The sequence below is a fragment of the Nonomuraea sp. NPDC000554 genome, assembly GCF_040300065.1.
GTDB lineage: Bacteria > Actinomycetota > Actinomycetes > Streptosporangiales > Streptosporangiaceae > Nonomuraea.
This window is the reverse complement of the sequence record NZ_JBEPDC010000007.1, coordinates 287,099-310,088: the sequence shown is the minus strand read 5'-3', so window position 1 is coordinate 310,088 and position 22,990 is coordinate 287,099. Positions and strand designations below refer to the sequence as shown.

The 22,990-nt window shown below is 70.9% G+C and carries 23 protein-coding genes; 13 read left to right on the top strand and 10 right to left on the bottom strand.

The annotated features are described in order from the left end of the window. Window positions 1-7 precede the first annotated feature (7 nt). Window positions 8-928, bottom strand: coding sequence for an aspartate carbamoyltransferase catalytic subunit (locus ABT294_RS16865; protein ID WP_350806587.1), 921 nt, complete (start codon window positions 926-928; stop codon window positions 8-10). Then, complete coding sequence (gene pyrR, locus ABT294_RS16860; protein WP_350806585.1) at window positions 925-1,470, bottom strand: bifunctional pyr operon transcriptional regulator/uracil phosphoribosyltransferase PyrR; 546 nt, start codon at window positions 1,468-1,470, stop codon at window positions 925-927. The genes ABT294_RS16865 and pyrR overlap by 4 nt, the downstream gene beginning before the upstream one ends. A 224-nt stretch (window positions 1,471-1,694) precedes the next feature. On the opposite strand from pyrR, the gene ABT294_RS16855 reads away from it, so the two are divergent. The 7 genes from ABT294_RS16855 (at window position 1,695) to bldD (ending at window position 8,736) form a co-directional block, all read left to right on the top strand. Beyond that, entirely contained in the window at window positions 1,695-1,937 is a 243-nt protein-coding gene (locus ABT294_RS16855) for a DUF3040 domain-containing protein (protein ID WP_350806584.1), read from the top strand. Window positions 1,938-2,035: 98 nt separating this feature from the next. Next, window positions 2,036-3,451 (top strand): amino acid permease, encoded by a 1,416-nt coding sequence (locus tag ABT294_RS16850; RefSeq protein WP_350806583.1) that lies wholly within the window; start codon window positions 2,036-2,038, stop codon window positions 3,449-3,451. Beyond that, window positions 3,448-4,692: an arginine deiminase gene (locus ABT294_RS16845; protein WP_350806582.1), complete on the top strand. Its 1,245-nt coding sequence runs from the start codon at window positions 3,448-3,450 to the stop codon at window positions 4,690-4,692. Before ABT294_RS16850 ends, ABT294_RS16845 begins: the two co-directional genes overlap by 4 nt. A 12-nt stretch (window positions 4,693-4,704) precedes the next feature. Further along, window positions 4,705-5,640: a carbamate kinase gene (gene arcC / locus ABT294_RS16840; protein ID WP_350806581.1), complete on the top strand. Its 936-nt coding sequence runs from the start codon at window positions 4,705-4,707 to the stop codon at window positions 5,638-5,640. A gap of 11 nt (window positions 5,641-5,651) precedes the next feature. Then, window positions 5,652-7,076: an amino acid permease gene (locus ABT294_RS16835; protein ID WP_350806580.1), complete on the top strand. Its 1,425-nt coding sequence runs from the start codon at window positions 5,652-5,654 to the stop codon at window positions 7,074-7,076. Then, the gene (locus ABT294_RS16830) at window positions 7,073-7,939 is read left to right on the top strand and encodes a universal stress protein (RefSeq protein ID WP_350806579.1); all 867 of its coding nucleotides are present in this window, start codon (window positions 7,073-7,075) and stop codon (window positions 7,937-7,939) included. Before ABT294_RS16835 ends, ABT294_RS16830 begins: the two co-directional genes overlap by 4 nt. Before the next feature lie 302 nt (window positions 7,940-8,241). Further along, window positions 8,242-8,736: a transcriptional regulator BldD gene (gene bldD / locus ABT294_RS16825; protein WP_138711987.1), complete on the top strand. Its 495-nt coding sequence runs from the start codon at window positions 8,242-8,244 to the stop codon at window positions 8,734-8,736. Between the two features lie 124 nt (window positions 8,737-8,860). On the opposite strand, the gene ABT294_RS16820 is transcribed toward bldD, so the two are convergent. The 3 genes from ABT294_RS16820 to ABT294_RS16810 form a co-directional block, all read right to left on the bottom strand. Further along, complete coding sequence (locus ABT294_RS16820) at window positions 8,861-9,721, bottom strand: NAD(+)/NADH kinase (RefSeq protein ID WP_350806578.1); 861 nt, start codon at window positions 9,719-9,721, stop codon at window positions 8,861-8,863. 539 nt (window positions 9,722-10,260) lie between these two features. Then, entirely contained in the window at window positions 10,261-11,226 is a 966-nt protein-coding gene (locus tag ABT294_RS16815) for an NAD(P)H-dependent flavin oxidoreductase (protein WP_350806576.1), read from the bottom strand. A gap of 55 nt (window positions 11,227-11,281) precedes the next feature. Continuing rightward, entirely contained in the window at window positions 11,282-12,025 is a 744-nt protein-coding gene (locus ABT294_RS16810; protein ID WP_350806575.1) for an SDR family NAD(P)-dependent oxidoreductase, read from the bottom strand. Window positions 12,026-12,277: 252 nt separating this feature from the next. On the opposite strand from ABT294_RS16810, the gene ABT294_RS16805 reads away from it, so the two are divergent. After that, complete coding sequence (locus tag ABT294_RS16805) at window positions 12,278-13,228, top strand: RNA polymerase sigma-70 factor (protein ID WP_350806574.1); 951 nt, start codon at window positions 12,278-12,280, stop codon at window positions 13,226-13,228. Window positions 13,229-13,390: 162 nt separating this feature from the next. On the opposite strand, the gene ABT294_RS16800 is transcribed toward ABT294_RS16805, so the two are convergent. After that, window positions 13,391-13,837 carry an SAV_6107 family HEPN domain-containing protein gene (locus ABT294_RS16800; protein WP_350806573.1) on the bottom strand — a complete coding sequence of 149 codons (447 nt, stop codon included), beginning with the start codon at window positions 13,835-13,837 and terminating at the stop codon, window positions 13,391-13,393. A 552-nt stretch (window positions 13,838-14,389) separates the two neighbouring features. On the opposite strand from ABT294_RS16800, the gene ABT294_RS16795 reads away from it, so the two are divergent. After that, the gene (locus tag ABT294_RS16795) at window positions 14,390-14,587 is read left to right on the top strand and encodes a hypothetical protein (RefSeq protein WP_350806572.1); all 198 of its coding nucleotides are present in this window, start codon (window positions 14,390-14,392) and stop codon (window positions 14,585-14,587) included. 102 nt (window positions 14,588-14,689) lie between these two features. Further along, window positions 14,690-14,824: a hypothetical protein gene (locus ABT294_RS16790; RefSeq protein ID WP_350806571.1), complete on the top strand. Its 135-nt coding sequence runs from the start codon at window positions 14,690-14,692 to the stop codon at window positions 14,822-14,824. A gap of 225 nt (window positions 14,825-15,049) precedes the next feature. On the opposite strand, the gene ABT294_RS16785 is transcribed toward ABT294_RS16790, so the two are convergent. Both ABT294_RS16785 and ABT294_RS16780 read right to left on the bottom strand, forming a co-directional pair. Continuing rightward, complete coding sequence (locus ABT294_RS16785) at window positions 15,050-15,241, bottom strand: ferredoxin (RefSeq protein ID WP_350806569.1); 192 nt, start codon at window positions 15,239-15,241, stop codon at window positions 15,050-15,052. 7 nt (window positions 15,242-15,248) lie between these two features. After that, window positions 15,249-16,445, bottom strand: a complete 1,197-nt coding sequence (locus tag ABT294_RS16780) for a cytochrome P450 (RefSeq protein ID WP_350806568.1) — start codon at window positions 16,443-16,445, stop codon at window positions 15,249-15,251. Window positions 16,446-16,540: 95 nt separating this feature from the next. On the opposite strand from ABT294_RS16780, the gene ABT294_RS16775 reads away from it, so the two are divergent. Beyond that, window positions 16,541-17,143, top strand: coding sequence for a TetR/AcrR family transcriptional regulator (locus tag ABT294_RS16775; RefSeq protein ID WP_350806566.1), 603 nt, complete (start codon window positions 16,541-16,543; stop codon window positions 17,141-17,143). Between the two features lie 174 nt (window positions 17,144-17,317). Here ABT294_RS16775 and ABT294_RS16770 read toward each other — a convergent pair whose 3' ends face one another. Continuing rightward, window positions 17,318-19,390 (bottom strand): alpha-galactosidase, encoded by a 2,073-nt coding sequence (locus ABT294_RS16770; RefSeq protein WP_350806565.1) that lies wholly within the window; start codon window positions 19,388-19,390, stop codon window positions 17,318-17,320. Window positions 19,391-19,460: 70 nt separating this feature from the next. Here ABT294_RS16770 and ABT294_RS16765 point away from each other — a divergent pair, with 70 nt between their 5' ends. Beyond that, complete coding sequence (locus tag ABT294_RS16765; RefSeq protein WP_350806564.1) at window positions 19,461-20,627, top strand: ROK family protein; 1,167 nt, start codon at window positions 19,461-19,463, stop codon at window positions 20,625-20,627. Then, a complete protein-coding gene (locus ABT294_RS16760) occupies window positions 20,624-22,375 on the top strand; it encodes a glycoside hydrolase family 36 protein (RefSeq protein ID WP_350806563.1) in 1,752 nt (583 codons plus the stop codon). Before ABT294_RS16765 ends, ABT294_RS16760 begins: the two co-directional genes overlap by 4 nt. On the opposite strand, the gene ABT294_RS16755 is transcribed toward ABT294_RS16760, so the two are convergent. Continuing rightward, window positions 22,372-22,986, bottom strand: coding sequence for an HNH endonuclease family protein (locus ABT294_RS16755; RefSeq protein ID WP_350806562.1), 615 nt, complete (start codon window positions 22,984-22,986; stop codon window positions 22,372-22,374). The genes ABT294_RS16760 and ABT294_RS16755 overlap by 4 nt on opposite strands. Between the last annotated feature and the right edge of the window lie 4 nt (window positions 22,987-22,990).

Below are 22,990 nucleotides of genomic sequence, written 5' to 3'. Positions count from 1 at the left end.
CGCTCGCTCACTGTGCGGTCTCTCCCCCGAGGAGCAGGTACAGGACGGCCATGCGGATGGTCACGCCGTTGGCGACCTGCTCGACGATGGTCGAGCGCGGGGAGTCGGCCACCTCGGCGGCGATCTCCATGCCCCGGTTCATCGGCCCGGGGTGCATCACGATGGCGTCGTCCGGCATCTTGGCGAAGCGGTCGCGGTCGAGGCCGTAGCGGCGGGAGTACTCGCGCTCGCTGGGGAAGTAGGCGGCGTTCATCCGCTCCTTCTGCACCCGCAGCATCATCACCGCGTCGGACTTGGGCAGCACCGCGTCGAGGTCGTAGGAGACCGCGCAGGGCCAGGTGTCGATCGAGACCGGCAGCAGGGTGGGCGGCGCGACCAGGGTGACCTCGGCGCCGAGCGTGTGCAGCAGCAGCACGTTCGAGCGGGCCACCCGGCTGTGCAGGACGTCGCCCACGATCGCGACCCTGCGGCCGTCGAGGCTGCCGAGGCGGCGGCGCATGGAGAAGGCGTCGAGCAGCGCCTGCGTGGGGTGCTCGTGGGTGCCGTCGCCCGCGTTGACGACGCTGCCGTGCACCCAGTTGGCCAGGCGGTGCGGCGCGCCGGACGCGCCGTGCCGGATGACCACCGCGTCGGCGCCCATCGCCTCCAGCGTCAGCGCGGTGTCCTTGAGCGACTCGCCCTTGGACACGCTGGAGCCCTTGGCGGAGAAGTTGATCACGTCTGCCGAGAGCCGTTTGGCCGCGGCCTCGAAGGAGATGCGGGTGCGAGTGGAGTCCTCGAAGAACAGGTTGACCACGGTGCGCCCGCGCAGGGTCGGGAGCTTCTTGATGGAACGTTCCGAGACTCTCGCCAGCTCCTCGGCGGTGTCGAGGATGAGCAGGGCGTCGTCCTTGGCGAGGTCGCCCGCGGAGATCAGGTGACGGTTCACTTGGCGGACTCCTTCATCAGCAGCACGGCGTCGCGCCCGTCGGTCTCGCGCAGGTAGACCTTGACCTTCTCGCTCTTCGCGGTGGGCAGGTTCTTGCCGACGTAGTCGGCGCGGATGGGCAGCTCGCGGTGGCCTCTGTCGACGAGTGTGGCGAGCTGCACGGCGGTCGGCCTGCCGAGGTCGCTGAGCGCGTCGAGCGCGGCGCGGACGGTGCGGCCGGAGTACAGGACGTCGTCGACCAGCACCACGATCCGGTCGTCGACGCCGTCGGGCGGGAGCTCGGTGCGGCCGAGGGGCCTGGCGGGCTTGAGCCGGAGGTCGTCGCGGTACATGGTGATGTCGATCGAGCCGACGGGGATCTTGATCCCTTCGAACTGCTCGATGCGCTCGGCCAGCCGGTGGGCCAGGGTGGCGCCGCGGGTGGGGATGCCGAGGAGGACGACGCCGTCGGCGCCCTTGGTTCGTTCGAGGATCTCGTGTGCGATGCGGGTCAGCGCCCGGTGGATGTCCGGGCCTTCGAGTACGGCCCTGGAATCGGACATGAGAGATCTCACCGCCTTTCCCGCCTCACAGGACGGGTCTTAAAGGGTGTTGGTCGGCACACAGAGTACCAGGGCCTACCAGCCACAACAGGACAGGCCCGGCGACGCGGTGACGCGGCGTGCGCGGAACGTTCCGCCCCTGGCGAGGAGGCGTCCCGAGATTGGCAAAACCCGACAAAAATGGTATAAAACCTCCTTTTGGTCGATTTTGGGGAGGTTTCTTCATGGCGCTGTCAGCCCGCGAGCGGAGCGTCCTCGACGGCGTCGCCCGCCAGGTCAGGGCCGAGGACCCGACGCTGGCCCAGGACCTGTCCGAGCACGGATCCGGCGCCGTGACCTCCGAGCGCATCCCCTCGCTCTGGGAGGCCTGGCCGGTGGCGCTCGTCGCGGTCGCCCTGGTGGCGTTCGCGCTGACGCTGCTGCTGACCGGTTCGCCGGAGACCCTCCCACATCCCGTGATCAGGTAAATTTCCTGGCAAAGGACGGATTGACCCCATTCGTGTCGGGCACGTCCCCGTGAGTCGCAGGCGGTGCCGCCTGCGGCGGTCGGGGGACGGGGGCACGCATGGGAGAAGCGCGACCACCCGCGGGCGGCATGACCACCGCGGCGCGGGCGCAGATCTCCCCAGCCCCCGGCGGGTTCGGCCTCGGCGCGGCGATGGCCCTGGTCATCGGCAACGTCGTCGGAACCGGCATCTTCCTGCTGCCCGCCGCGCTGGCCGTGTTCGGCGTGCTGAGCCTGGTGGCCATGGCCCTCGTGACCGTCGGCGCGCTCGCGATGGCCCTGGTCTTCGGCAGGCTCGGCGCGCGCATCCCGGTGGGCGGCGGCCCCTACGTCTACGCGCGCGACGCGTTCGGCGAGTTCACCGGCTTCTGGACCGCCTGGTCGTTCTGGCTGACGGCGTGGATCGGCAACGCCGCCGTCGCCGTGGCCTGGACCGGCTACGCGCGCTACCTCATCCAGCAGATGTTCAGGCAGGACGTGAGCGGCGTGCCCGCCGCGATCGCGATCGGGCTGGCCGGCCTCTGGATCCCGGCCGTGGTCAACCTGATGGGCATCCGGGACATGGCCGTCTTCCAGGTCGTCACCACGATCCTGAAGTTCGTGCCGCTGCTGTTCGTCGCCGTCGTCGGGCTGTTCTTCCTCAGCGCCGACAACTTCGGCCCCTTCAACGCCACCGGCGTCGGCTGGGTCAGGGCCGTCTCCATGGCGGGCGCGGTCGCGCTGTTCATCTACACGGGCGTGGAGAGCGCCGCCATCGCCGCCTCGCGGATGAGGGACCCGGCCCGCGACGTCGGCAGGGCCAGCGTCATCGGCGTTTCGGCGTGCGCCGTGCTCTACGTCCTCAGCACCGTCGTCGTCATGGGCACCGTCCCGCACCAGCAGCTCGTCCACTCCACCGCGCCGTTCGCCGACGCGCTCAACCAGATGTTCGGCGGCCTGGCGGGCGGGCTGGTCATGGCCGCCTGCGCGACCATCTCCGGCATCGGGACCCTGAACGGCTGGACGTTGCTGGCGGCGGAGATGCCGATGGCCGCGGCCAGGGACGGCATGTTCCCCCCGGCCTTCGCCAGACTGACCCGGCGCGGCGCCCCCTACACCGGCATCCTGATCGGCACCACGCTGGCCTCGCTGATGCTGCTGACCGGCTACACCTCCCAGAACGCCTTCGACACGATCGTGCTGCTGGCCTCCTTCACCACGGTGATCCCGTACTTCTTCTCGGCCGCGGCGCAGCTGTCCTGGCTGATGACCGGCGCCCGGCGGGTCGAGGGCCGCAGGCTGGCCCGCGACACCACGATCTCCGTCATCGCGCTGCTGTTCGCGTTCTGGATGGCCTACGGCTCGGGCGCGCAGGCGGTGCTCGGCGGCACCCTGATGCTGCTCGTCGGGGTGCCGGTCTACATCTGGATGAAGGCGACGCGCGGGGAGTACGGACCGCGTGACGTCCACGTCTGGGAGGGGATACACAAACAATGACCTTCCATGTCGATTCCGAGGTGGGCAGGCTCCACCAGGTCCTCCTGCACCGGCCGGACCTGGCGCTCAAGCGGCTCACCCCGACGAACACGGACGAGTTCCTCTTCGACGACGTCCTCTGGGTGCAGCGGGCGGTCGAGGAGCACGAGGAGTTCCAGCGGGCGCTGGAGGCCCGTGGCGTCCGCGTCCACCTGCTGGCCGACCTGATCATCGAGACGGTCGACATCCCCGAGGCGCGCAAGCACATCCTCGACGCGATCATCGACGAGCGGTTCATGGGCCCCCTGGCCGTGGACGACATCCGCAACACCCTCGACGGCCTGGACTCCAAGACGCTGCAGACGTACCTGACGGGCGGCATCACCAGGCGCGAACTGGTCGCGTTGGGCTGCGACCCGAAGTCGATGGCCTACCACTCCATCCCCGACGACGCCTTCGTCCTGCCGCCGCTGCCGAACCACCTGTTCACCCGCGACACGTCCTGCTGGGTGTACGACGGGGTGTCGATCAACGCGATGAAGAAGAAGGCCCGCATGCGGGAGACGGTGAACATGGAGGCCGTCTACGAGTTCCACCCGACGTTCGCGGGCGGCTTCGACCGTCACGGGCCGGGCGGCTTCCACGTCTGGATGCCCGGCCAGTCGGTCGCGCCCGCCACCCTGGAGGGCGGCGACGTGCTGGTCATCGGGCGCGGCGCCGTCCTGGTCGGGATGAGCGAGCGCACCCAGCCGCAGGCGATCGAGATGCTCGCGCGGCGGATGTTCAGGGCCGGCTCGGCGCGGAAGATCGTGGCGCTGCTGATGCCGAAGGCGCGCGCCTTCATGCACCTCGACACCGTCATGACGATGGTGGACGTGGGCGTGTTCACCCAGTACGCGGGCCTGGGCATGCTGCCGTCGTACACGATCGAGCCAGGCGACAACGACAAGGAGGTCAAGGTCACCGACCATCCCCCGCAGGACATGCACAGGGCCATCGCACGGGCGCTGGACCTCGACGACATCACGGTGCTCACCCCCACCCAGGACGTCTACGCCGCCGAGCGCGAGCAGTGGGACGACGGCTGCAACGTGCTGGCCGTCGAGCCCGGCGTGGTCGTCGCCTACGAGCGCAACACCACCACCAACAACTTCCTGCGCGACAACGGCGTCGAGGTCATCACGATCCGGGGCAGCGAGCTGGGCAGGGGGCGCGGCGGGCCGCGCTGCATGAGCTGCCCCCTCGAGCGCGACGGCATCTGAGAGGGGAGCCGCATGCGGGTCATCGTCGCGCTGGGGGGCAACGCGCTGCTCAGACGCGGGCAGAAGCCGGACGCGAGACTGCAGGTCGGCAACGTGGCCGAGTCGGTCAAGACGCTGGCCAAGCTGGCCGAGAAGCACGAGCTGATCATCACGCACGGGAACGGGCCGCAGGTCGGCTTGCTGGCGTTGGAGAGCACCGCCGACCCCAACCTGACCAGGCCGTACCCGTTCGACACGCTGGGCGCCGCGACGCAGGGCATGATCGGTTACTGGATCCTCCAGGCGCTGCAGAACGCGCTGCCCGGCAGGCAGGTCATGGCCATGGTCACGCAGACCCTGGTGTCGGCTGTCGACCCGGCCTTCGAGAACCCGACCAAGTTCGTCGGCCAGGTCTACGACCAGCAGGAGGCCGAGAAGCTGGCCAAGGAGTACGGCTGGACGGTCAGGGCCGACGGCGAGTACTGGCGGCGGGTCGTCCCCTCCCCCGCGCCGCAGCGCGTGGTGGAGACGCGGCTGATCCGCAGGTCGGTGCGCGAGGGCGTCGTCGTGGTCTGCGCGGGCGGGGGCGGCGTGCCGGTCATCCGCGACGCCCGGGGCCGGTTGACGGGGGTCGAGGCGGTCATCGACAAGGACCTCACCGCGTCCATGCTGGCCGAGGCGCTGGAGTGCGACGCGTTCCTGATCCTGACGGACGTGCCGCGCGTCATGCGCGACTTCGGCGCCCCCAGCCAGAGCGAGATCGCCAACACCACCCCGCACGAGCTCCGCGCCATCGACTTCCCCGCGGGCTCGATGGGGCCGAAGGTGGAAGCGGTCTGCCGGTTCGTGGAGACGACCGGCGACATGGCCGCCATCGGCCGGCTCGACCAGGCCGAGCAGATCCTCGAGGGCGCGGCGGGGACCATCGTGACGCCCAACGCCAGGTGGCCGCTCACCAGCACGCTGTAGGGAGGTGTCCAGTGGCACTGGCCGAACGGCTCTTCCGGACCAAGCCCACCGAGCGCATCATCGCCGAGGGCGGCCACGGCGAGGGCGGCGAGCTGCGCCGCACGATGTCGCTGTGGCAGCTCACGCTGTTCAGCGTCGGCGCGACGCTCGGCACCGGGATCTTCGTCATCCTCGGCCAGGCCGTGCCCAAGGCGGGGCCGTCCGTGGTCCTGTCGTTCGTGCTGGCCGCCATCACGGCGCTGTTCTCCGCGCTGTCGTACGCCGAGCTGGCCGGGACGATCCCGGTGTCCGGCTCGTCCTACTCCTACGCCTACGCCACGCTGGGCGAGATCGTGGCGTGGGTGTGCGGGTGGTGTCTCATGCTGGAGTACGCGGTGTCGGTCGCGGCCGTCGCCGTGGGGTGGGGCGAGTACCTGAACGCGTTCCTGCGCAGCCTGTTCGGCTTCACGCTGCCCGACGCGATCACCCGGTCCCCGGGGCAGGACGGCGGGGTGGTCAACGTCGCCGCGATCGTGATCGTGGCGCTGGCCACCTGGCTGCTGCTGCGCGGGACCTCGGAGAGCGCGACGGCCAACGCGGTCTTCGTGCTCATCAAGATCGCGGTGCTGGGGTTCTTCTGCGTGGTGGCCTTCACCGCGTTCACGTCCGGAAATTTCACGCCTTTCGCACCGATGGGGATCGCGGGCGTGACGGCGGCGGCCTCGCAGGTGTTCTTCTCCTACATCGGCTTCGACGCCGCGTCCACGGCGGGCGAGGAGGCCAAGAACCCCAGGCGCGACCTGCCGCTGGCGATCATCCTCTCGCTGGCCATCGTCACGCTCATCTACGTCCTGGTCGCCGTGGCCGCCATCGGGGCCATGCCGTGGACCCGATTCAACCCGCGCAGCACCGAGGCGAGCCTGTCGTACATCGTGGACCTCGTCAGCGGCACCACCTGGCCGGGCCTCGTCATCTCCTTCGGCGCGGTCATCGCGATCGCCAGCGTGGTGCTCACCGTCATCTACGGCCAGACCCGCATCCTGTTCGCGATGTCGCGCGACGGGCTGATCCCGCGCGTGTTCCAGAAGGTCAACCCGCGCCACCAGGTGCCGGTCGCCAACACCCTCATCGTCGCCCTGTTCATCTGCGTGCTCGCCGGGCTGGTGCCGCTCGGCCAGCTCGCCGAGGCCACGAGCATCGGCACCCTGTTCGCGTTCGGGATCGTCAACGTCGGCGTGCTCGTCCTGCGGTACCGCAGCCCCGAGCTGCCGCGCAGCTTCCGCACGCCGCTCTTCCCCGTCACGCCGGTGCTCGGCGCGGTGTTCTGCGTCGTCGTGATGGCCGGGCTCGCCTCCGTCACCTGGGCGGCGTTCGGGCTGTGGATGCTCGTGGGCCTCGCCTGCTACTTCCTGTACGGCTATCGCCACTCGCGGCTGAATGCCGAGGTGTCCGGATGAAGATCGACAACGTCCTGGCCGGGGTCATCCCCGAGCCGCGGGGCCGCGACGGGCTGGCGCTGGCCATGCTGCTCGCCAGGCAGGCCCAGGCGCGCCTGACCGCGGCGACCGTCCAGCCGCCCGCCTGGACCGCACCGGGGCCCGCCAGGGCCGACCAGAGCGCCTGGAGCGCCTACCTCTGGGAGCAGGCCGACGCCACCCTGACGCAGGCCCGCCAACTGGCGGGCGACGACGCCGACTACGTCGTGCAGACCGGCAAGGGCAGCGGGCGCGGGCTGGTGGAGCTGGCCCGCAAGCTCGGCGCGGACGTCGTCGTGGTCGGCTCGGCGCCACGCGGCGGCAAGGGGCGGATCTCGGTCGGCAGCACCGCCGACCAACTCCTGCACTCCTCGTCGGCGCCGGTCCTGCTCGCGCCCAAGGGCTACGCGGAGGCGTCTCCGCCCGCCTTCGCGCGGGTCACCCTCGCCTACCGGCGCGGACGCTGCGCCGACGCGGCGGTCAAGGAGGCCGCGCAGGCCGCGGTCTCGCTCGACGTCCCGCTGCGGCTGGTGACGCTGGTGATCAGCAGCGGCCGGAGGGCCAGGATCGAGCAGGACATGCTGCTCCGGCTGCGCGAGCAGGCCGCGGCCGACCTGAAGGCGGCGGCCAGGGGGCAGCGTCGCCGGGTGCAGGTGGAGATGGAGGTGCTGGAGGGCGGGACCGTGGGTCACGCCATGAGCACCACGCAGTGGCAGCCGGGCGAGCTGATCATCTGCGCCTCCAGCGGAACGGGGCCGCTGCGGCGGGTTTTCCTGGGCGACACGTCCATTAAGATCGTTCAGGCGGCGATCAGGCCTGTCATGATTCTCACCCGTCAGGCCTGAGCGGAGTGCGTTACTCGTCAAACTGTGACGAATACCGATGCCTCTGGGGCAAGAGGGGCGAGCGAGACGTTCCATCCCGGACCGGATTCGGCATCTTTTTTCCAATCAGCTTGACCTTAGGCGTCCACCCCTTTACCGTCACTGTGCGTAACCACACCGCGCGGCGTTCTGGGGTAAAGCCCGGAACCTCGGCTACCGATGGTGCCGACCTTTCGGCACCGGACCCCCGGTGGCTCTGGCATACGCCGCAAGGGAGCACAATCTACTGATAGCGATACATACGAGAGCCGGGGGGCCACACGATGCCGTCTGAGTACGCAAAGTCGCTGGGTGCACGACTCCGCGCCATCCGCACCCAGCAGGGCCTGTCCCTGCACGGAGTCGAGGAGAAGTCGCGTGGCAGGTGGAAGGCCGTGGTCGTGGGCTCGTACGAGCGTGGCGACCGCGCCGTCACGGTGCAGAAGCTTGCCGAACTTGCCGACTTCTACGGGGTGCCGGTGTCCGAGCTGCTGCCGGGCGGAGCCGCGCCCAGCCCGCTCGGTCCGACGCCCAAGCTCGTGATCGACCTGGAGCGCCTGGCCACGCTGCCCAAGGAGAAGGCGGGCGCGCTCGCCCGCTACGCGGCCACGATCCAGAGCCAGCGTGGTGACTACAACGGCAAGGTCCTGTCGATCCGCCAGGAGGACCTGCGCTCCTTGGCTGTGATCTATGACAAGTCGCCGAGCGAGCTGACCGAGGAGCTCATCAGCTGGGGCGTGCTCGACGCCGAGGCCCGCAGGGCCGTCGAGGCCTTCTGAGAGCACCTACGAGGGGCGTGCCACCCACCGGCGCGCCCCTTCCGCCACCCCGACCCACCTCCGGCCGTCACGGCAACCGCCGCTCAGCCACCTCCGGCCCTCACGGCCTGTCCGGCTGGGGTGTTCAGTAGGCTTCGATGCTGCCGTCCACGCGGAGTTTGCGGCGGGCGCGCTCGTAGAACGTCGTGCCCAGCCGCACGACCTGGGCCGCGTCCGGGAGGGCGGTGACCGTGATGGTGTCGCCGGGACACAAGTGGCCGACCACCGCTCCGTCGACCTCGACGGCCAGCCTGCCGCTGCTGGGCAGCACCTCCAGCGTCACCGCCTCGTCGGCGGGCAGGACCAGCGCCCGGTTGAACGCCGAGTGGGCCGCCGCCGGGACGACCAGCACCGCCGCCACCCTCGGCGAGACGACAGGCCCGCCCGCCGAGAAGCTGTAGGCGGTGGACCCGGTGGACGTGGCCACGATCACCGCGTCAGCCGCGTACCGGACGAACGGGTCGCCCGCCGGGGTGACCGACACGGCGGCCAGCCCCTCGCCCGGGATGCGAGCCAGCGCGATGTCGTTGAACGCGATCACGTCCAACGGGCCGCCGAGCGTCGTGCGCACCGCCATCCGGGGCTCGATCGTGTACTGGTGACGGTCGATGGCCGACAACGTCGCGGGCAACTCCTCCACGTCGATCTCAGCGAGGAAGCCCAGCTTTCCGAGGTTCACTCCGAGGACCGGCGTGGGACGTCCCGCGATGAGCCGCATGGTGCGCAGCATCGTGCCATCGCCGCCCAGGCTCACGAGCAGGTCGGCACGCTCCACCAGCGTGCAGGCATCGACCGCGACGGCCGTGCAGTCGATCCGTCCGACCTCCTCGTGCAGCCCGAGAACGGTGACCCCGTGGCCGGCGGCCCACCTCACGATGGTGTCGATCGCCTCTTTGGAGTCGCGCTTCGGATGCAGCACCAGGCCAACCGTCCCAACCATCCCCATGTGCCCACTGTATGGTCTCGGCCCTCTCCCGCCATCGACCCTGCACACCCACGCACCGACCAGCGCCCTCACCTCCCTTGGCCAGCGCACTCCTCCCTGGCCCGCTTGAGCCCTGCCGCCCTGCCGCGATCGTCCTCGCCACAGTGTTCGTAAACGCCTGAACAATCTGCGAGTAAGCCCGAAGAACGGGTCTTATAGCCGGAAGTCACCACCAAATACAGAATTTCCGCCCATATGCGCCCATATACGCCTATCGACACTTACCCAGCCCACCGATAAGCGCCCGAACGCACCTGCTGGGAAATCCCCGGAGCACTTGACCGCGCTGAAGCGGACGAAGTACCACTAATTGGGCTTCGCCCTCCGGACGCGCATAGTCCCCGAACTTCCGGCCCTCACTCGGGGCCGTCCCAGGTGCGGTAGCCGTAGGCGTCGCGGATCTCCCACGCGTGCTCGTACGCCGTCTTCGGCCGCGGCTCGGGTCGTCGACAGCGAGGGGTGACGGTCCGACCGTGATCGCTGCCTCCTTGCGGTCGCGGTCAGCGCCTGCCGGCTCGGGCCAGCGCGTCCTCAGCCTGGGCGGCCAGCGTGCCGACCAGATCGGCCGCGGACGGCAGGTCGTTGATGAGGTCGACGGCCTCGCTGGCCCACTGCGGCAATGCGGGGATCTCACCTCGCGCCAGGGCGTCTTGGTACTCCTGCCGGACATGCGGGGCAGCTGCGAGTTCGTCCTCCCGGCCCCGCCAGCCATCGAGGAAAGGGTGGCCCAGGGTGCGCGCGGTGTACTTCGCCGGCCACCGCGAGCCGCGGGCGATGTCCAGCACCCTGTTGCGCTCGGTGTCCTCCCCGCGTCCCTCGACGATCGCCTTGGCGGTCGCGGGAGCGACCAGGGCCTCGGTCGTGGCTTGGAAGCGGGTGCCGAGCAGCGCTCCAGCAGCCCCCAGCGCCAGGGCGGCCGCCACGCCGCGGCCGTCTGCGATCCCGCCGGCCGCCAGCACCGGCACCGGCGCCGCCAGGTCCACCACGACGGGCACGAACGGCAGCGTGGACCGCCCGTGCCGGGCTCCATGCCCGCCGGCCTCGGTGCCCTGCGCCACGATCACATCGGCGCCCAGATCCACCGCCCGCCGGGCCTCCTCCAGGTCGGTGACCTGAAGGATCAGCGCCGTGCCCGCGTTGCGGATGCGCTCCACGAACGGACTGGGGTCGCCGAAGGACAACATCACCGCCGTCGGGTTGTGCTCCAGCGCCCGCGCCACCGCGCCGTCGTCAACGGCCCACGTCAGCAAGCCGATGCCCCAAGGCTTGCCGGCGCCCTCGTCGGCCAGGACAGGCAGTTCGCGGGCCAGCCAGTCCTGGTCTCCGTTCCCGCTGCCCAGCAGTCCGAGGCCGCCGCCGCGCGAGACCGCCGCCGTCAGGGCGCCACCGGCCGACCCGCCCATCGGGGCCAGGGCAATCGGGTGCTGCACATCGAACAGTTCCGTGAACGCCGTTGACAGTCCCATGACCGCAATCCTCACCCACCCGTCATGCCGGACGCACTACTGAACGCCCTCGCCGTCACCACGCGATGGGGCCGAGGCGATCGATGAAGATCCCGGTCGGCCCGTCGGCGTCGATCATCGCGAGTTTGACGATCGAGTCGGTGCCCTCGGTGACCGTCAGCTGACCGGTGTGATGGTTCATGTCGGTGGCGGCGAATGTGCGGTTGGCGACTTCTCCGGGGGTGGCGACGTTGAATTTGATCTTCGGGAGCGCCTGGGCGTACCGGACGGTGATCATGTTCAGCGCCGCTTTCGACGAGCTGTAGGCGAGCTCGTGCATCTTTGAGACGGGCTGCTCCGGATCGGTCACGACCGCGAAGGAACCGCCACCGCTGGACACCATCACCACCCGCGGATGGTCCGCCGCCTGCAGGAGGGGAAGGAACGCGTGCGTGACCCTGATCGGCCCGTACACGTTGGTGTCGTAGACGGAGTGAATCTCGTCCGCCGTCGCGTCCGCGGGCGTGATCGCCCTCCCTGGCGCGCCGGCGTTGTTGATCAGCACATCCAGCCGGTCGGTGTGCTCACGGACGAGCCGTACCGCGTCGGCCACCGACTCGTCCGAGGTCACGTCCAGCGGGACCATGACCACGTTCGCGCCACCGTCAGCCAGCTTGGCGGCCGCTGCCCGCCCTCGGCCCTCATCACGCGAGCCGAGGAAGATCGTCCAGCCCTGTTCCCCGAGCCGCCGGGCCGCCTCAAAACCGAGTCCCTTGTTGCCTCCGGTGATCAGCACCGAGGTCTGTTCCGAGTTCGTCATGCCCTCTAAGACGACGTGCCCCGCTCGGCTGTGACACGGCGTGAGCGGCCTCACAACCGGGAGCCCGTTGCGGGCTGGTGGATGGGCACCGGCGAACTGTGGTCATCGGTCAGCCGGGGAAGTACTCGGCCCGGAGCGGCCATGGCGAGACGGACCAGGTCGACCACGATCGTTGCCACGCCAAGCCAAGCGCGAGCCCGGCTGGGCGCTGCGCTACCCTTCCTGGCGTCAGGGCTTCAAGGACGGGCTGGGATGACGCGAGAGACGGAATTCGAGGGACTGCGACCGCTGTTGTTCTCGATCTCTTACCGGATCTTGGGCAGCGTGACCGAGGCCGAGGACGCCGTCCAGGAGACCTGGCTGCGCTTCGCGGCCTCACCCACCCAGCCCACCTCGACCAGGGCCTTCCTCTCGGCGACAGTCACCAGGATCTCGATCGACGTGCTGGGCTCTGCCCGGGTTCGCCGGGAGAAGTACGTCGGGCCGTGGTTCCCCGAGCCGCTTCTCGCCGACCCTTATGAGGATCCGGCACGCTCGGCCGAGCTGGCCGACTCGGTGTCGATGGCGGCCCTGTTGCTGCTCGAGCGGCTCAGCCCGCTCGAGCGGGCGGTCTTCGTCCTGCGGGAGGTGTTCGACTTCGGCTTTCCCGAGGTCGCGTCGGCGGTGGGGCGCTCGGAGGCGGCCTGCCGCCAGCTGGCGGTGCGGGCGCGGCGCCATATGACCGCGGGCCGGCCCCGCTTCGAGGCGCACCGCAAAGAGCGGGAGGAACTGGCGTCGCGGTTCTTCGACGCCCTCCGCGAAGGGGACGTCGCCGGCCTGCAGGAGCTGCTCGCCGCCGACGTATCGATGGTCGGCGACGGCGGCGGCAAGGCCCCGCAGCTGGCCAGGGCCATCGTCGGCGCCCAGAACGTGGCCCGGCTGCTGGCCTCCGTCTTCCCCTGGATGGCCCGGATCGACGTGACGTTCGAGCCGCATGAGGTCAACCGCCAGCCAGGCGCGATCTTCCGCGACCGGGACGGCGAGGTGCTCCACACCCTGGCGCTCGATGTACTCGACGGGCAGATCCAGACGATCCGCTTGGTGATCAACCCCGACAAACTCGGGCACGTGGGCCCAGTCGCGGACGCCTGGGCCATCGACCGCGAAGTACGACAGGCACGCCGGCCCACGGAACAACCCGCAACAGCCGAACCCCACCGATAGCCGCTGTACCGATGCGCCAAGGCCGTTGACCGTCTCCAGCCTGGATGGACGCGACGATCTTCCAGCACGTTTCTCAACGCCTCTGGGCGGGCGAACCCCTCGCGCAGAGCAGCAGGACGCGCCGCGCCTTCCACAGCGGCCCGCGACGAGAGGGAGGGGTTGTCAGCCGGCCAGGGGGACGTTCACCGGGAGTTGAGCCTGGGCGGGGGCTCCGAGGAGAGTCTCCACCGTGGTGACGAAGGTCTCCGCCTCCGCCAGGAGTTCGTCGGCGTCGGTGGCGCTGACGCCACGAACCATGCCCGCCTCGGCGGCCGCGCGCTTGGCGGCGCTCACCGAGAAGAAGGCGGCCCACTCCGCCAACCGGGGCTCCGCCTCCGGCAGCAGTTCCCAGGCGCTGCGGAGGCGCCGCCTGCGGCCCTCCATGGGACGCGGACGGGCGGCCAGGATCGCCGCCGCCGCTCGCAGCGCCGCGAGGTGTGCTGCCACGTAGCGCGACGCCGGGGTGCGAGCTGTCGCCGCCTCGGTCAGGCAGGAACGAGAATCCGTCAGATGTGCCCGGACCGCCGGCGACAACCGGGGCCCTGGCGTATCGCTGAGCCTTGGTGCCATCTTGCGCGCCTCCTTGGGGTCATGGGGGCTCCCGGCGTTCCCGCCGGTGAAGCCAACAGTTGCAGACCCCACCGACATTTCCGCCGGGCTGGCCGGACGAGGAGCTTCCCCTCACCCCGTCCGGCCAGGACGCGCCCGATCGTCTCCGCCGACGACGAGGACACGCCTTTCGCCCGTGGAGCCTGATCGCGGGTCTCGCTTGGGGGAAGCGTGGCCCGCGACCAGGTCCTTCGACGTGAGCCGCGAGCCTCACGTCACTAGGTCGAACATAATTTCGATCACGCTCGGTGTCAACCACTTCCACGAACACAGGTTCGACGAAGTCGTCCACCCCGACCCGTGAACGCGGCCCGGAACTCAACAGCGTGGCGAGTGGGGAGACCTGAACGACGGTGGCGAGGCCGCCCGTCAGGGTGAGGGCGGCGATCACGATGAGGTGGGATCGCGCCCCGGCAGCTCACGATGCGGCCGGGGCAACAGAAGTAGTCCGGCGCATCGACGCGCCCCCGGAAGGCCCACCAGCCGAAGGCCTGGCAGGCGAGAACAACCGGGATGATCACGATGCCGAATGCGGTCAGCACCTGGAGGGTGGCGCCGTCGGCGGCCGCCTCGGTCACCGTGATGCCGTGGTGGTCGGCGATGCTCGAAGGCGAGCAGGCGCGGGTAGGTTGCCAGCCCGGCGAGCGGCACAGGCAGCCCGACGGCCGCCGAGGTGGCGGCGAAGGCGCGTCCGGATCGGCCAGCGCGTAGCGCGAGCGAAGGCGGCCACGTCGCCGGGGGCGCAGGGCGAGGAAGGCGGCGCCGTGGCGCGAGGATCAGGACCATGGTGAGTCCGGACAGCAGCACGAAGGGGTGGAACAGATCGCCCGGCGGCAGGTCGAAGGTGTGGCCGCCGCGCAGCCGTACCGCCGTCAGCAGCAGCCCGATCAGCGAGCCCAGCACGAGCGCCGCACCGTTGGGGCGGGCAGCACCGGCGGGCACCGTTGAAGCGGGTGCCGTTGAAGCGGGTGCCGTTGAAGCGGGTGCCGTTGAAGCGGGTCCCGTTGAAGCGGGTCCCGTTGGAGCGGACACCGCCAGGGGCGCCGCTGGGGCGGGCACCGCCGGCCGTAGCGCCTCCGGCCGCCCGGCCAGCGCGTGATCATCCGGCGAAGGCCTCCGAAGAAGACCTCTGACGAGCACGCGCCGGCCAGGCGGCGAGGCGTCGCCGAACTGCTAGGACACCGAGATCGCGCCCGACGGGCAGAGAGTCACGGCGCGCCGGACCGCGGCCTCCAGCTCCGCCGGCGGCGTCTCGTCCAGGACCACCACGGTTCCTTCGTCCTCGCTCTGGTCGAAGATCTGCGGCACTGTCAGGGCGCACATGCCCGCGCCGATGCATACCGTCGTGTCTGCCGTAATTTTCATCGTTGACCTACCAGGTGACAGGGAGGCTGTGCACGCCGTAGATGCTCATGTCGGAGCGCATCGGCACCTCCTCGGGTGGTACGGCCAGGCGGAGGCCTGGGAAGCGGCGCAGCAGCGCTGGATAGCCGATGCGCATCTCGACCCTAGCCAACTGCTGGCCGAGGCATTGGTGGATGCCGTGGCCGAACGTCAGGTGGCTGCCGGCCGGCCGGGTGACGTCGAGCCGGTCGCCGCCGGGGAAGCGCTCGGGGTCGCGGTTGACCGTCCCGAGGGAGATCGTGACGGTCTCCCCCTCCTTGATGAGCCGACCTTCGATCTCGACGTCCGCCAGGGCGTTCCTGATGGGACCGAGGTGGATGATCGTGAGGTAGCGCAGCAGCTCCTCGACGCCGTTGTCGACGGTCGAGGGGTCGTCGCGCATGAGGGCGAGCTGGTCGGGGTTGGTGAGCAGGGCGTAGGTGCCGAGGCCGAGCATGTTGGCCGTGGTCTCGTGGCCCGCCACCAGCAGCAGGAACGCGACGCCCGTCAGCTCCTCGTCGTTCAGCTCGCCGCTCTCCACGAGGCCGCTGAGCAGGTCGTCGTCGGGCTTGGCGCGTTTGCGCTGGATCAGCCCGTACAGGTACGCGGAGACGCGCTGCATCGCGGCGATCGCGTCCACGGCCTTGGTCTCGAGGTTGACGAGCACCTTGGTGTCGTTCTGGAACTGGTCGCGGTCCTCGTACGGGACGCCGAGCAGCTCGCAGATGACCAGCGACGGGATGGGCAGCGCGAAGGCCTGTACCAGGTCCACGGGCTTGTCGGAGGCGGCCATCTGGTCCAGGCAGGCTTCGGCGATCTCCTCGATCCTGGGTTCCAGCTGCTTCATCCTGCGCACGGTGAACTGGCCGGTGAGCAGCTTGCGGAAGCGGGTGTGCTCGGGCGCGTCCATGCGCAGGAAGAAGCCGGGCGGGACGCGGAACTGCTCGCGCATCTCCTTGGTCAGGTCCAGGCGCGCGGGGATGGGCGGGTGCATCCGTTCCGGACGGTTGCTGAAGCGGGGGTCGGCGAGCACGGCCCGGGCGGCGGCGTAGCCGGTGACGAGCCAGCCCTGGTGGCCGTCGGCGTAGGTCATGCGGTGGATGGGCGCCTGTTGTCGTAGCTCGGCGAGTTCGTCGGGTGGATCGAAGGGGCGTTGACGGGCAAGGGGATAGGTGAGCTCTGACATGCGGTGCGCTCCTTTCGGCATCAACTCCAGAAAAGCTCGTCGAATGCAAAATTTCAATGGATGAAAAACCCAAAGATGTGCAGTAGAGTTCCGCCATGGTGGGACTGCGGGAGCGCAAGAAGCTGCGCACGCGCCAGGCGCTGATCGAGGCCGCACTCCGCCTGTTCGACGAGAAGGGCTACGAGGAGACCACGCTCGCCGAGATCGCCGCCGAGGCGGAGGTGTCGACGCGGACGTTCTTCAGCTACTTCGCGAGCAAGGAGGACGTGGTCTTCTACGACGGCGTCGAGCGGACGGAGCGCACGCTCGAGGTCCTCGCGTCCAGGGAGCCCGGCGAGCCGCTGGCCGACCTGCTGCTGAGGCTGGTCCGGTCGGCGCTGATGTGGGCGAGCGAGGACGACTTCTCGCTGGAGCACAGCGCGGTGCGGATGCGGCTCCTGTCGACGGTCCCCGCGCTCCAGGCGAGGGCGCTGCACCTGCTGTTCGACACCCAGCTCAGGCTCGCCCAGGCCCTCCGGGACGCCTACCCCGACGAGCTGGACGAGATCGAGGCGGCGACGGCCGTGGGCAGTCTGATCGGCGCGGTGAAGCTGGCCGTCATGGTCAGCCTCAACAGGGGCGACTCGCACGAGCAGATCCGTGAGAGCGTCAGCCGGGCCGCGGACATCGCCATCCGCGGCCTGCACACCATCGGCTGAGCCGCGAACGCCCGCCCCCGCCACCGAGCGAGGAACGTGCGCGAGGACGCGATCAGGCGAGCCGCTGCCCGCCGCAGAACGCCATGAGCGTCCCGCGGTCGCTCCAGGCGCCGGACAGGGCTCGCAGGTAGGTCCTGACCCGGTGGCCGAGGCCGACGAAGGCGTAGCGTCAGATCACGGGTTCTCCTTGCGCAGGCGGACGAGGGCGCTGGCGTAGTCGCCCCTGGGCAGGTCGGGGGTGAACCCCGACGACATGAGGACGGCCCCGTGGTGGACGCGCCCGGTGTCCTCGTCGCGGTAGCGGCCGAGCGGGTCGAGCGCGTGGAGGCGGAGCGGGACGAGCGGAGCGCCGTGCGCCACGGGCCCGCGCCAGGCGAGCACGACCACGCGGTCGCCGAGCGTGTGCTGCACGCCGTAGTCCAGCCTGTGCTGCGAGCCGAACTGGACGACGGGCCTGATGTCCTTGTACACGGCCACCAGCGCGGCGGCCTCGTCGAGCTCGGCGGAGCTCCATTCCAGCAGGTTGCCGCCGAGCCCGAGCGCCCCGGCCATGGCCACGTGGAAGCGGAAGGCGAGGGGGGTGCGGCGGCGGGTGAGCGGGTTGGGGCTGTCGGTCACCCAGGCGGCCATCGCGCGCGCGGGGTAGATCTGGCTGAAGCCGCGCTGGATCGCGATGCGGTCGTGGGCGTCGGTGTTGTCGGACGTCCACACCTGGTCGGTGCGGGACATGATGCCCAGATCGGTGCGTCCGCCCCCGCCGGCGCACGCCTCGATGCGCAGGTGCGGGTGGTCGGCGCGGAGCCTGTCCATGATCGAGTAGACGGACCTGACGTGCTTGATCCAGAGCCGGTCCTGGTCGGGGCCGCCGGGCCAGCCCGCCTCGGTGAAGGCCCGGTTGCAGTCCCACTTCAGGAAGTCGATCGCGTGCTCGCTGACGAGCTTGTGCAGCCACGTGTGCGCCCAGTCGGCGACGTCCTGCCGGGCGAGGTTGAGCACCAGCTGGTTGCGCAGCAGCGTGCGGGGGCGTCCCGGCATGTGCAGCACCCAGTCGGGGTGCGCCCGGTACAGGTCGCTGTCGGGGTTGACCATCTCGGGCTCGACCCACAGCCCGAACCGCATGCCGAGCCGGTGCACCTCGTCGATGAGCGGCGTCAGCCCCCGGGGGAAGCGGGCGGGGTTGGGCCACCAGTCACCGAGCCCGGCGCGGTCGCTGGTCCGGCCGCCGAACCAGGCGTCGTCCATCACGAACAGCTCGGCTCCGACCCGGGCGGCGAGCGCGGCGAGCTCCTTCTGGTTGTCCTCGGCGACCTCGAAGCCGACGGCCTCCCAGGCGTTGTAGAGCACCGGACGCGGCTCGTCGGGGACGGGCAGGACGTGCCTGGCGACGTGCTCGTGCCAGCGACGGCTGGCTCCGCCGAACCCGTCGGGCGCGTACACGCCCGCGAACACGGGCGTGGTCCACTCCTCGCCGGGCTCCATCCGCCAGGTGAGCCCCTCGTGGCCGGCTCCGCCCGTCCAGGTCGCGCGGCCGGAGGGGGTCCGGGTGACGGTGACGCGCCAGCTGCCGCTCCAGGCGAGCGCGCCGCTCCACACCTCGCCGTGCTTCTCGGTCGCGTCGCCGCCGTCGAGCATGAGCCACGGGTTGGCGTGGTGGCTGCTCAGCCCGCGCCGGCTCGTCAGGACGGTCTCCCCCACGGCCAGCTCGACGCGGCGCAGCCCGTTCTCGGCGCTCCATCCGCCGACGGCGTGGCTCAGCCGGTAGCCGGGCAGCGCGGGAACGCTCCAGGCGGCGGAGTCGCAGCGCAGGACCGTCACCGGCACCTCGGTGCGCAGGGTGGTCCAGCGCTCCACGGCGTCGCTGTCGGGGTGCACGCGGTAGTGCAGGTCCACCTCGAACGGGTGCAGCGCGTCCCTGAACCGGACGGTCAGCCCTCCCCCGTCGATGGTGTGGCCGAGGTGGCGCCAGTCGACGCCGCGCACGCCGTCGGGGAAGGCGATCTGCAGCGAGGGCGGGTCGAAGCGGGCGCCCGCCTCGGTGACCAGTTCCTCCCCTGCCCCTCTGCCGTCGAAGCTGCTGGCGGGGGGCGCCTGCTCGCGGGGCAGCGTCACGGCCTGCTCCACGGTCAGCTCCGGCCCCCAGTGCAGGCAGACGGGCACGTCGCCGTCGTCCAGGCCGAGGACGTAGCAGGTGGAGGGGGTGTGCAGCACGTACGTGCGGCTGGCGGCGTCGAAGGTCACCGAAGACATGCCCTGGAGCCTAGGGTCAACCCGCCAGCAATTCAATTCTTGACGAAGTTAATTTGATACGATCCCTGCCATGCTCGCACCCCTCACCACGCCCGCTGCGGCCACCGTGTTCACCACGGTCCTGACGCAGGGGCCCGTCTCCAGGGTGGAGATCGCCAGGCGCACCGGGCTGTCCTCGGCCGCCGTCACCAAGGCCGCCCGTCCGTTCATCGAAGCGGGCTACCTGGAGGAGCTGGAGGCCACCGAGCGCCCAGGGCCCGGCGCGGGGCGTCCGGCGAGCCCGCTGGCCATCAGGCCCGACCGCGAGTTCTTCACCGGCGTGAAGATCACCGATGACGAGCTGATCGGCGTGGTGACCGACCTGCGCGCCCAGGTGCTGGTGTCGGCGCACCGCCCGCTCTCGGCCTCGACGGTCGAAGGCGTGCTGGCGCAGCTGGCCGAGCTGGTCGCCGACCTGCTCGCCACCGACCCGGCCTACGGCCAACGCTGCCACGCGCTCGGCCTGGCCGTCTCCGGCGACGTCGACAAGGCCGGCGGGCTGGTGCGCTACTCCCCCTTCCTGGGCTGGCGGCAGGTGCCGCTGGCCCGGCTGGCCGCCGAGGCGACCGGCCTGACCGTCACGCTCGAGAACGACGTCAAGGCGCTCACCGTGGCGGAGCAGTGGTTCGGGGAGGGCGTCGGCGCGTCCTCGTTCGCGCTGGTCACGGTGGGCGTCGGGGTCGGCTGCGGGCTGGTGGTGAACGACCGGGTGGTGGCGGGCTCGCACGGCGTGGCCGGGGAGATCGGGCACATCCCTGTCGGCGGCGACGAGCCCGCGTGCCACTGCGGCGGACGCGGCTGCGTGGAGGCCGTCGCGGGCACCGCGCCGATCGTGGCGGCGGTCCGGGCGGCCTGCGGCGACCCCGCGCTGACCATCGACGACGCCATCGGCGCCGCGCACGCGGGCGACCCCGCGGCGCGCGAGGTGTTCGCCCGTGCGGGCCACGCGATCGGCCTGGCCATGGCGGCCATGGCCAACCTCGTCGGCCCCGAGCGGATCATCGTGACGGGCGACGTCCAGGGGCTGGCGGCCTACGACCTGTTCGAGGAGCAGATCAGCCGGTCGTTCGCGAGCCAGGCGTTCGGCGCGGCGGCCGACTGCACGCTGATCCTGCGTCCGCGCCCCTTCGAGCAGTGGGCGCGCGGCGCTGCCGCCGTCGCCATCCAGACCCTCTTCACCCTCCAGGAGCGTCAGTGACGACAGCGCCGGGCATCTGGCAACCGCACGACAGCGAGCCGGCCGAGCGCCGGGAGGTGAGTGTCCCCACGGGGCTGGGGGTCACGCTGGAGGTCTCGGCCGCGGCCGAGCTGGCATGGACGGTCACCGAGCTCGCCGACGGGGTCGCGGAGGTGGAGATCACACCCGACAGGCCCACCGTCGTCCGGGCGGCCTGGCGGGTGCCCTGCGTGGACGTGACGGCGTTCTGGGCCGCCGACGGCGGCGAGCACCGTGGCCTGCCGCCGTTCTGGCGCAAGCCGCGCACGGCGGCGCTGGAGAAGAACGCCCCGGTCGGCTGCCTGGTGGGCGCCGGCGACGTGGCCGTGTGCACGTACGCGGTGGGCGAGGTGGTCAGGCCGGTGCGGACGCGCACCGGGGTGGTGGAGGAGACCGGCGACTTCGGCTTCTGGGCCGAGCACGACGCGGCCCCCGGGGCGGGGCTGGTGCTCCGGCTGGACCTGAGCCGCCGCCCCTTCGCCACCACGCTCGCCGACGTGGCCGCCTGGTGGCGCACGCGCGCCGAACCCGTGCCGGACGTGCCACGCGTCGCCCGGATGCCCGCCTACTCGACGTGGTACGCGATGCAGCAGCACGTGGACGCGGCCGGCGTGGAGCGGCAGGCGGGCCCCGCGGCCGCGCTGGGCTGCGAGATGATCATCGTGGACGACGGGTGGCACAGCGACGACCGGGGGCGCGGGTACGGCTACGTCGGCGAGTGGGAACCGTCGGCCGCGGCCTTCCCTGACATCTCCCGGCACGTCGCCCGGGTCAGGGACGAGGGGCCGGCCTACCTGCTGTGGTACGCGCTGCCGTTCGTCGGCCGCCACACCGCACTGTGGGACCGCGTCCAGCCGTACACGCTGGCCTACAAGGAGCACATGAACGCGGTCATCGTGGACCCGCGCCACCCGTACGTCCGCGAGCTGCTGGCGGGCCATCTGTCGCGGGCCGTCCAGGAATGGGGCATGGACGGCCTGAAGATCGACTTCATCGACCAGTTCGCCGTGGACGACCCGCCCGCCCCCGGGCCCGAGGCCGACTGCGAGACGGTCAACGAGGGCGTGCGCAGGCTGCTGGCCCTGCTGCCGCGCGAGTGCCTCGTCGAGCTGCGCCAGCCGTACGTGAGCCCGGGGCTGTGGCCGTACGCGACGATGATCCGGGCGTCCGACTGCCCGCTGAGCCCGGCGCACAACCGGCAGCGCACGGTGGACCTGCGGCTGATCGCGGGGCCGCTGGCCGTCCACGCCGACATGCTGATGTGGCACCCGTCGGAGAGCCCGGAGCGGGTCGCGGCGCAGCTCGTCAACGTGCTGTTCGCGGTGCCGCAGATCTCGGTGGACCTGACCGCCCAGACACCGGAGCAGACGGAGACGCTCCGCTTCTGGCTCGCCTTCTTCAGGGAGCACGCGGACGTGCTCCAGCACGGCGACTTCCAGCCGGCCCGCCCCGACCTCGGCTACCCCCAGGTCACCGCGAGCGGCGGCGACCAGGTGATCACAGCCTGCTACGCCCCGCTGCCCGTCGAGGCGCCCGCCGCGGGCACGCTCTGGGTGGCCAACGCCGACGCCTCCACCGAGGTGCTCCTCAGGGTCCGCACGCCCGGCACGGCGGACGCCACCGTGTTCGACTGCAGGGGCCGGACCGTGAGCTCCGGCCCCGTGTCGCTCTCCCCCGGCCTGCACCCCGTCACCGTCCCCACCGGAGGGCTGCTCAGGCTCGATCGCTAGCGGCAGGTGCGGAGCATGTTGCCGAGGGCCTTCTTCTCCCGGGGCGTCACGCGCAGGTCGTAGTGGTGTTTGACGGTGATCCAGGAGCGGGCGTAGGTGCACCAGTAGCCCCGCACCGGCGGACGCCAGTTGGCGGGGCTGTGGCCGCCCTTGGCGAGGTTGACCTTCTCGCTGACGGCGACGAGCTCGGGGCGCTTCAGGTCGTTGGCGAAGGCGCGGCGCCGGGCGGCGCTCCAGCTGTTCGCGCCCGAGATCCAGGCGTTGGCCAACGGCACGAGGTGGTCGACGTCGATCTGGGCCGTGCTGGTGAGCCTCCTGCCGTCGTAGCGGCTGTACCAGACGCCGCGGACCGCGCGGCAGGAGCGGTCGCGGCGGACGCCGCGGCCGTCGCGCTTCAGCACGATCTCCCGGGTGTCGCAGGCCCCGTACTGCCGGCCCCACCCGGGCAGGAACCGGTCGTGACGGTAGCCCTTCAGTGAGCCCGCCCGGCCCACCCTGAGATCTCTGAGCAGGCTGAGGGAGGCGGCCAACCCGGCCGCTTCCGGCAACGTCGGCGGCGGCGCAGCGACGTGGACGTACGGGATGAGCGCGATTACCAGAAGGTTGCTCATGCTT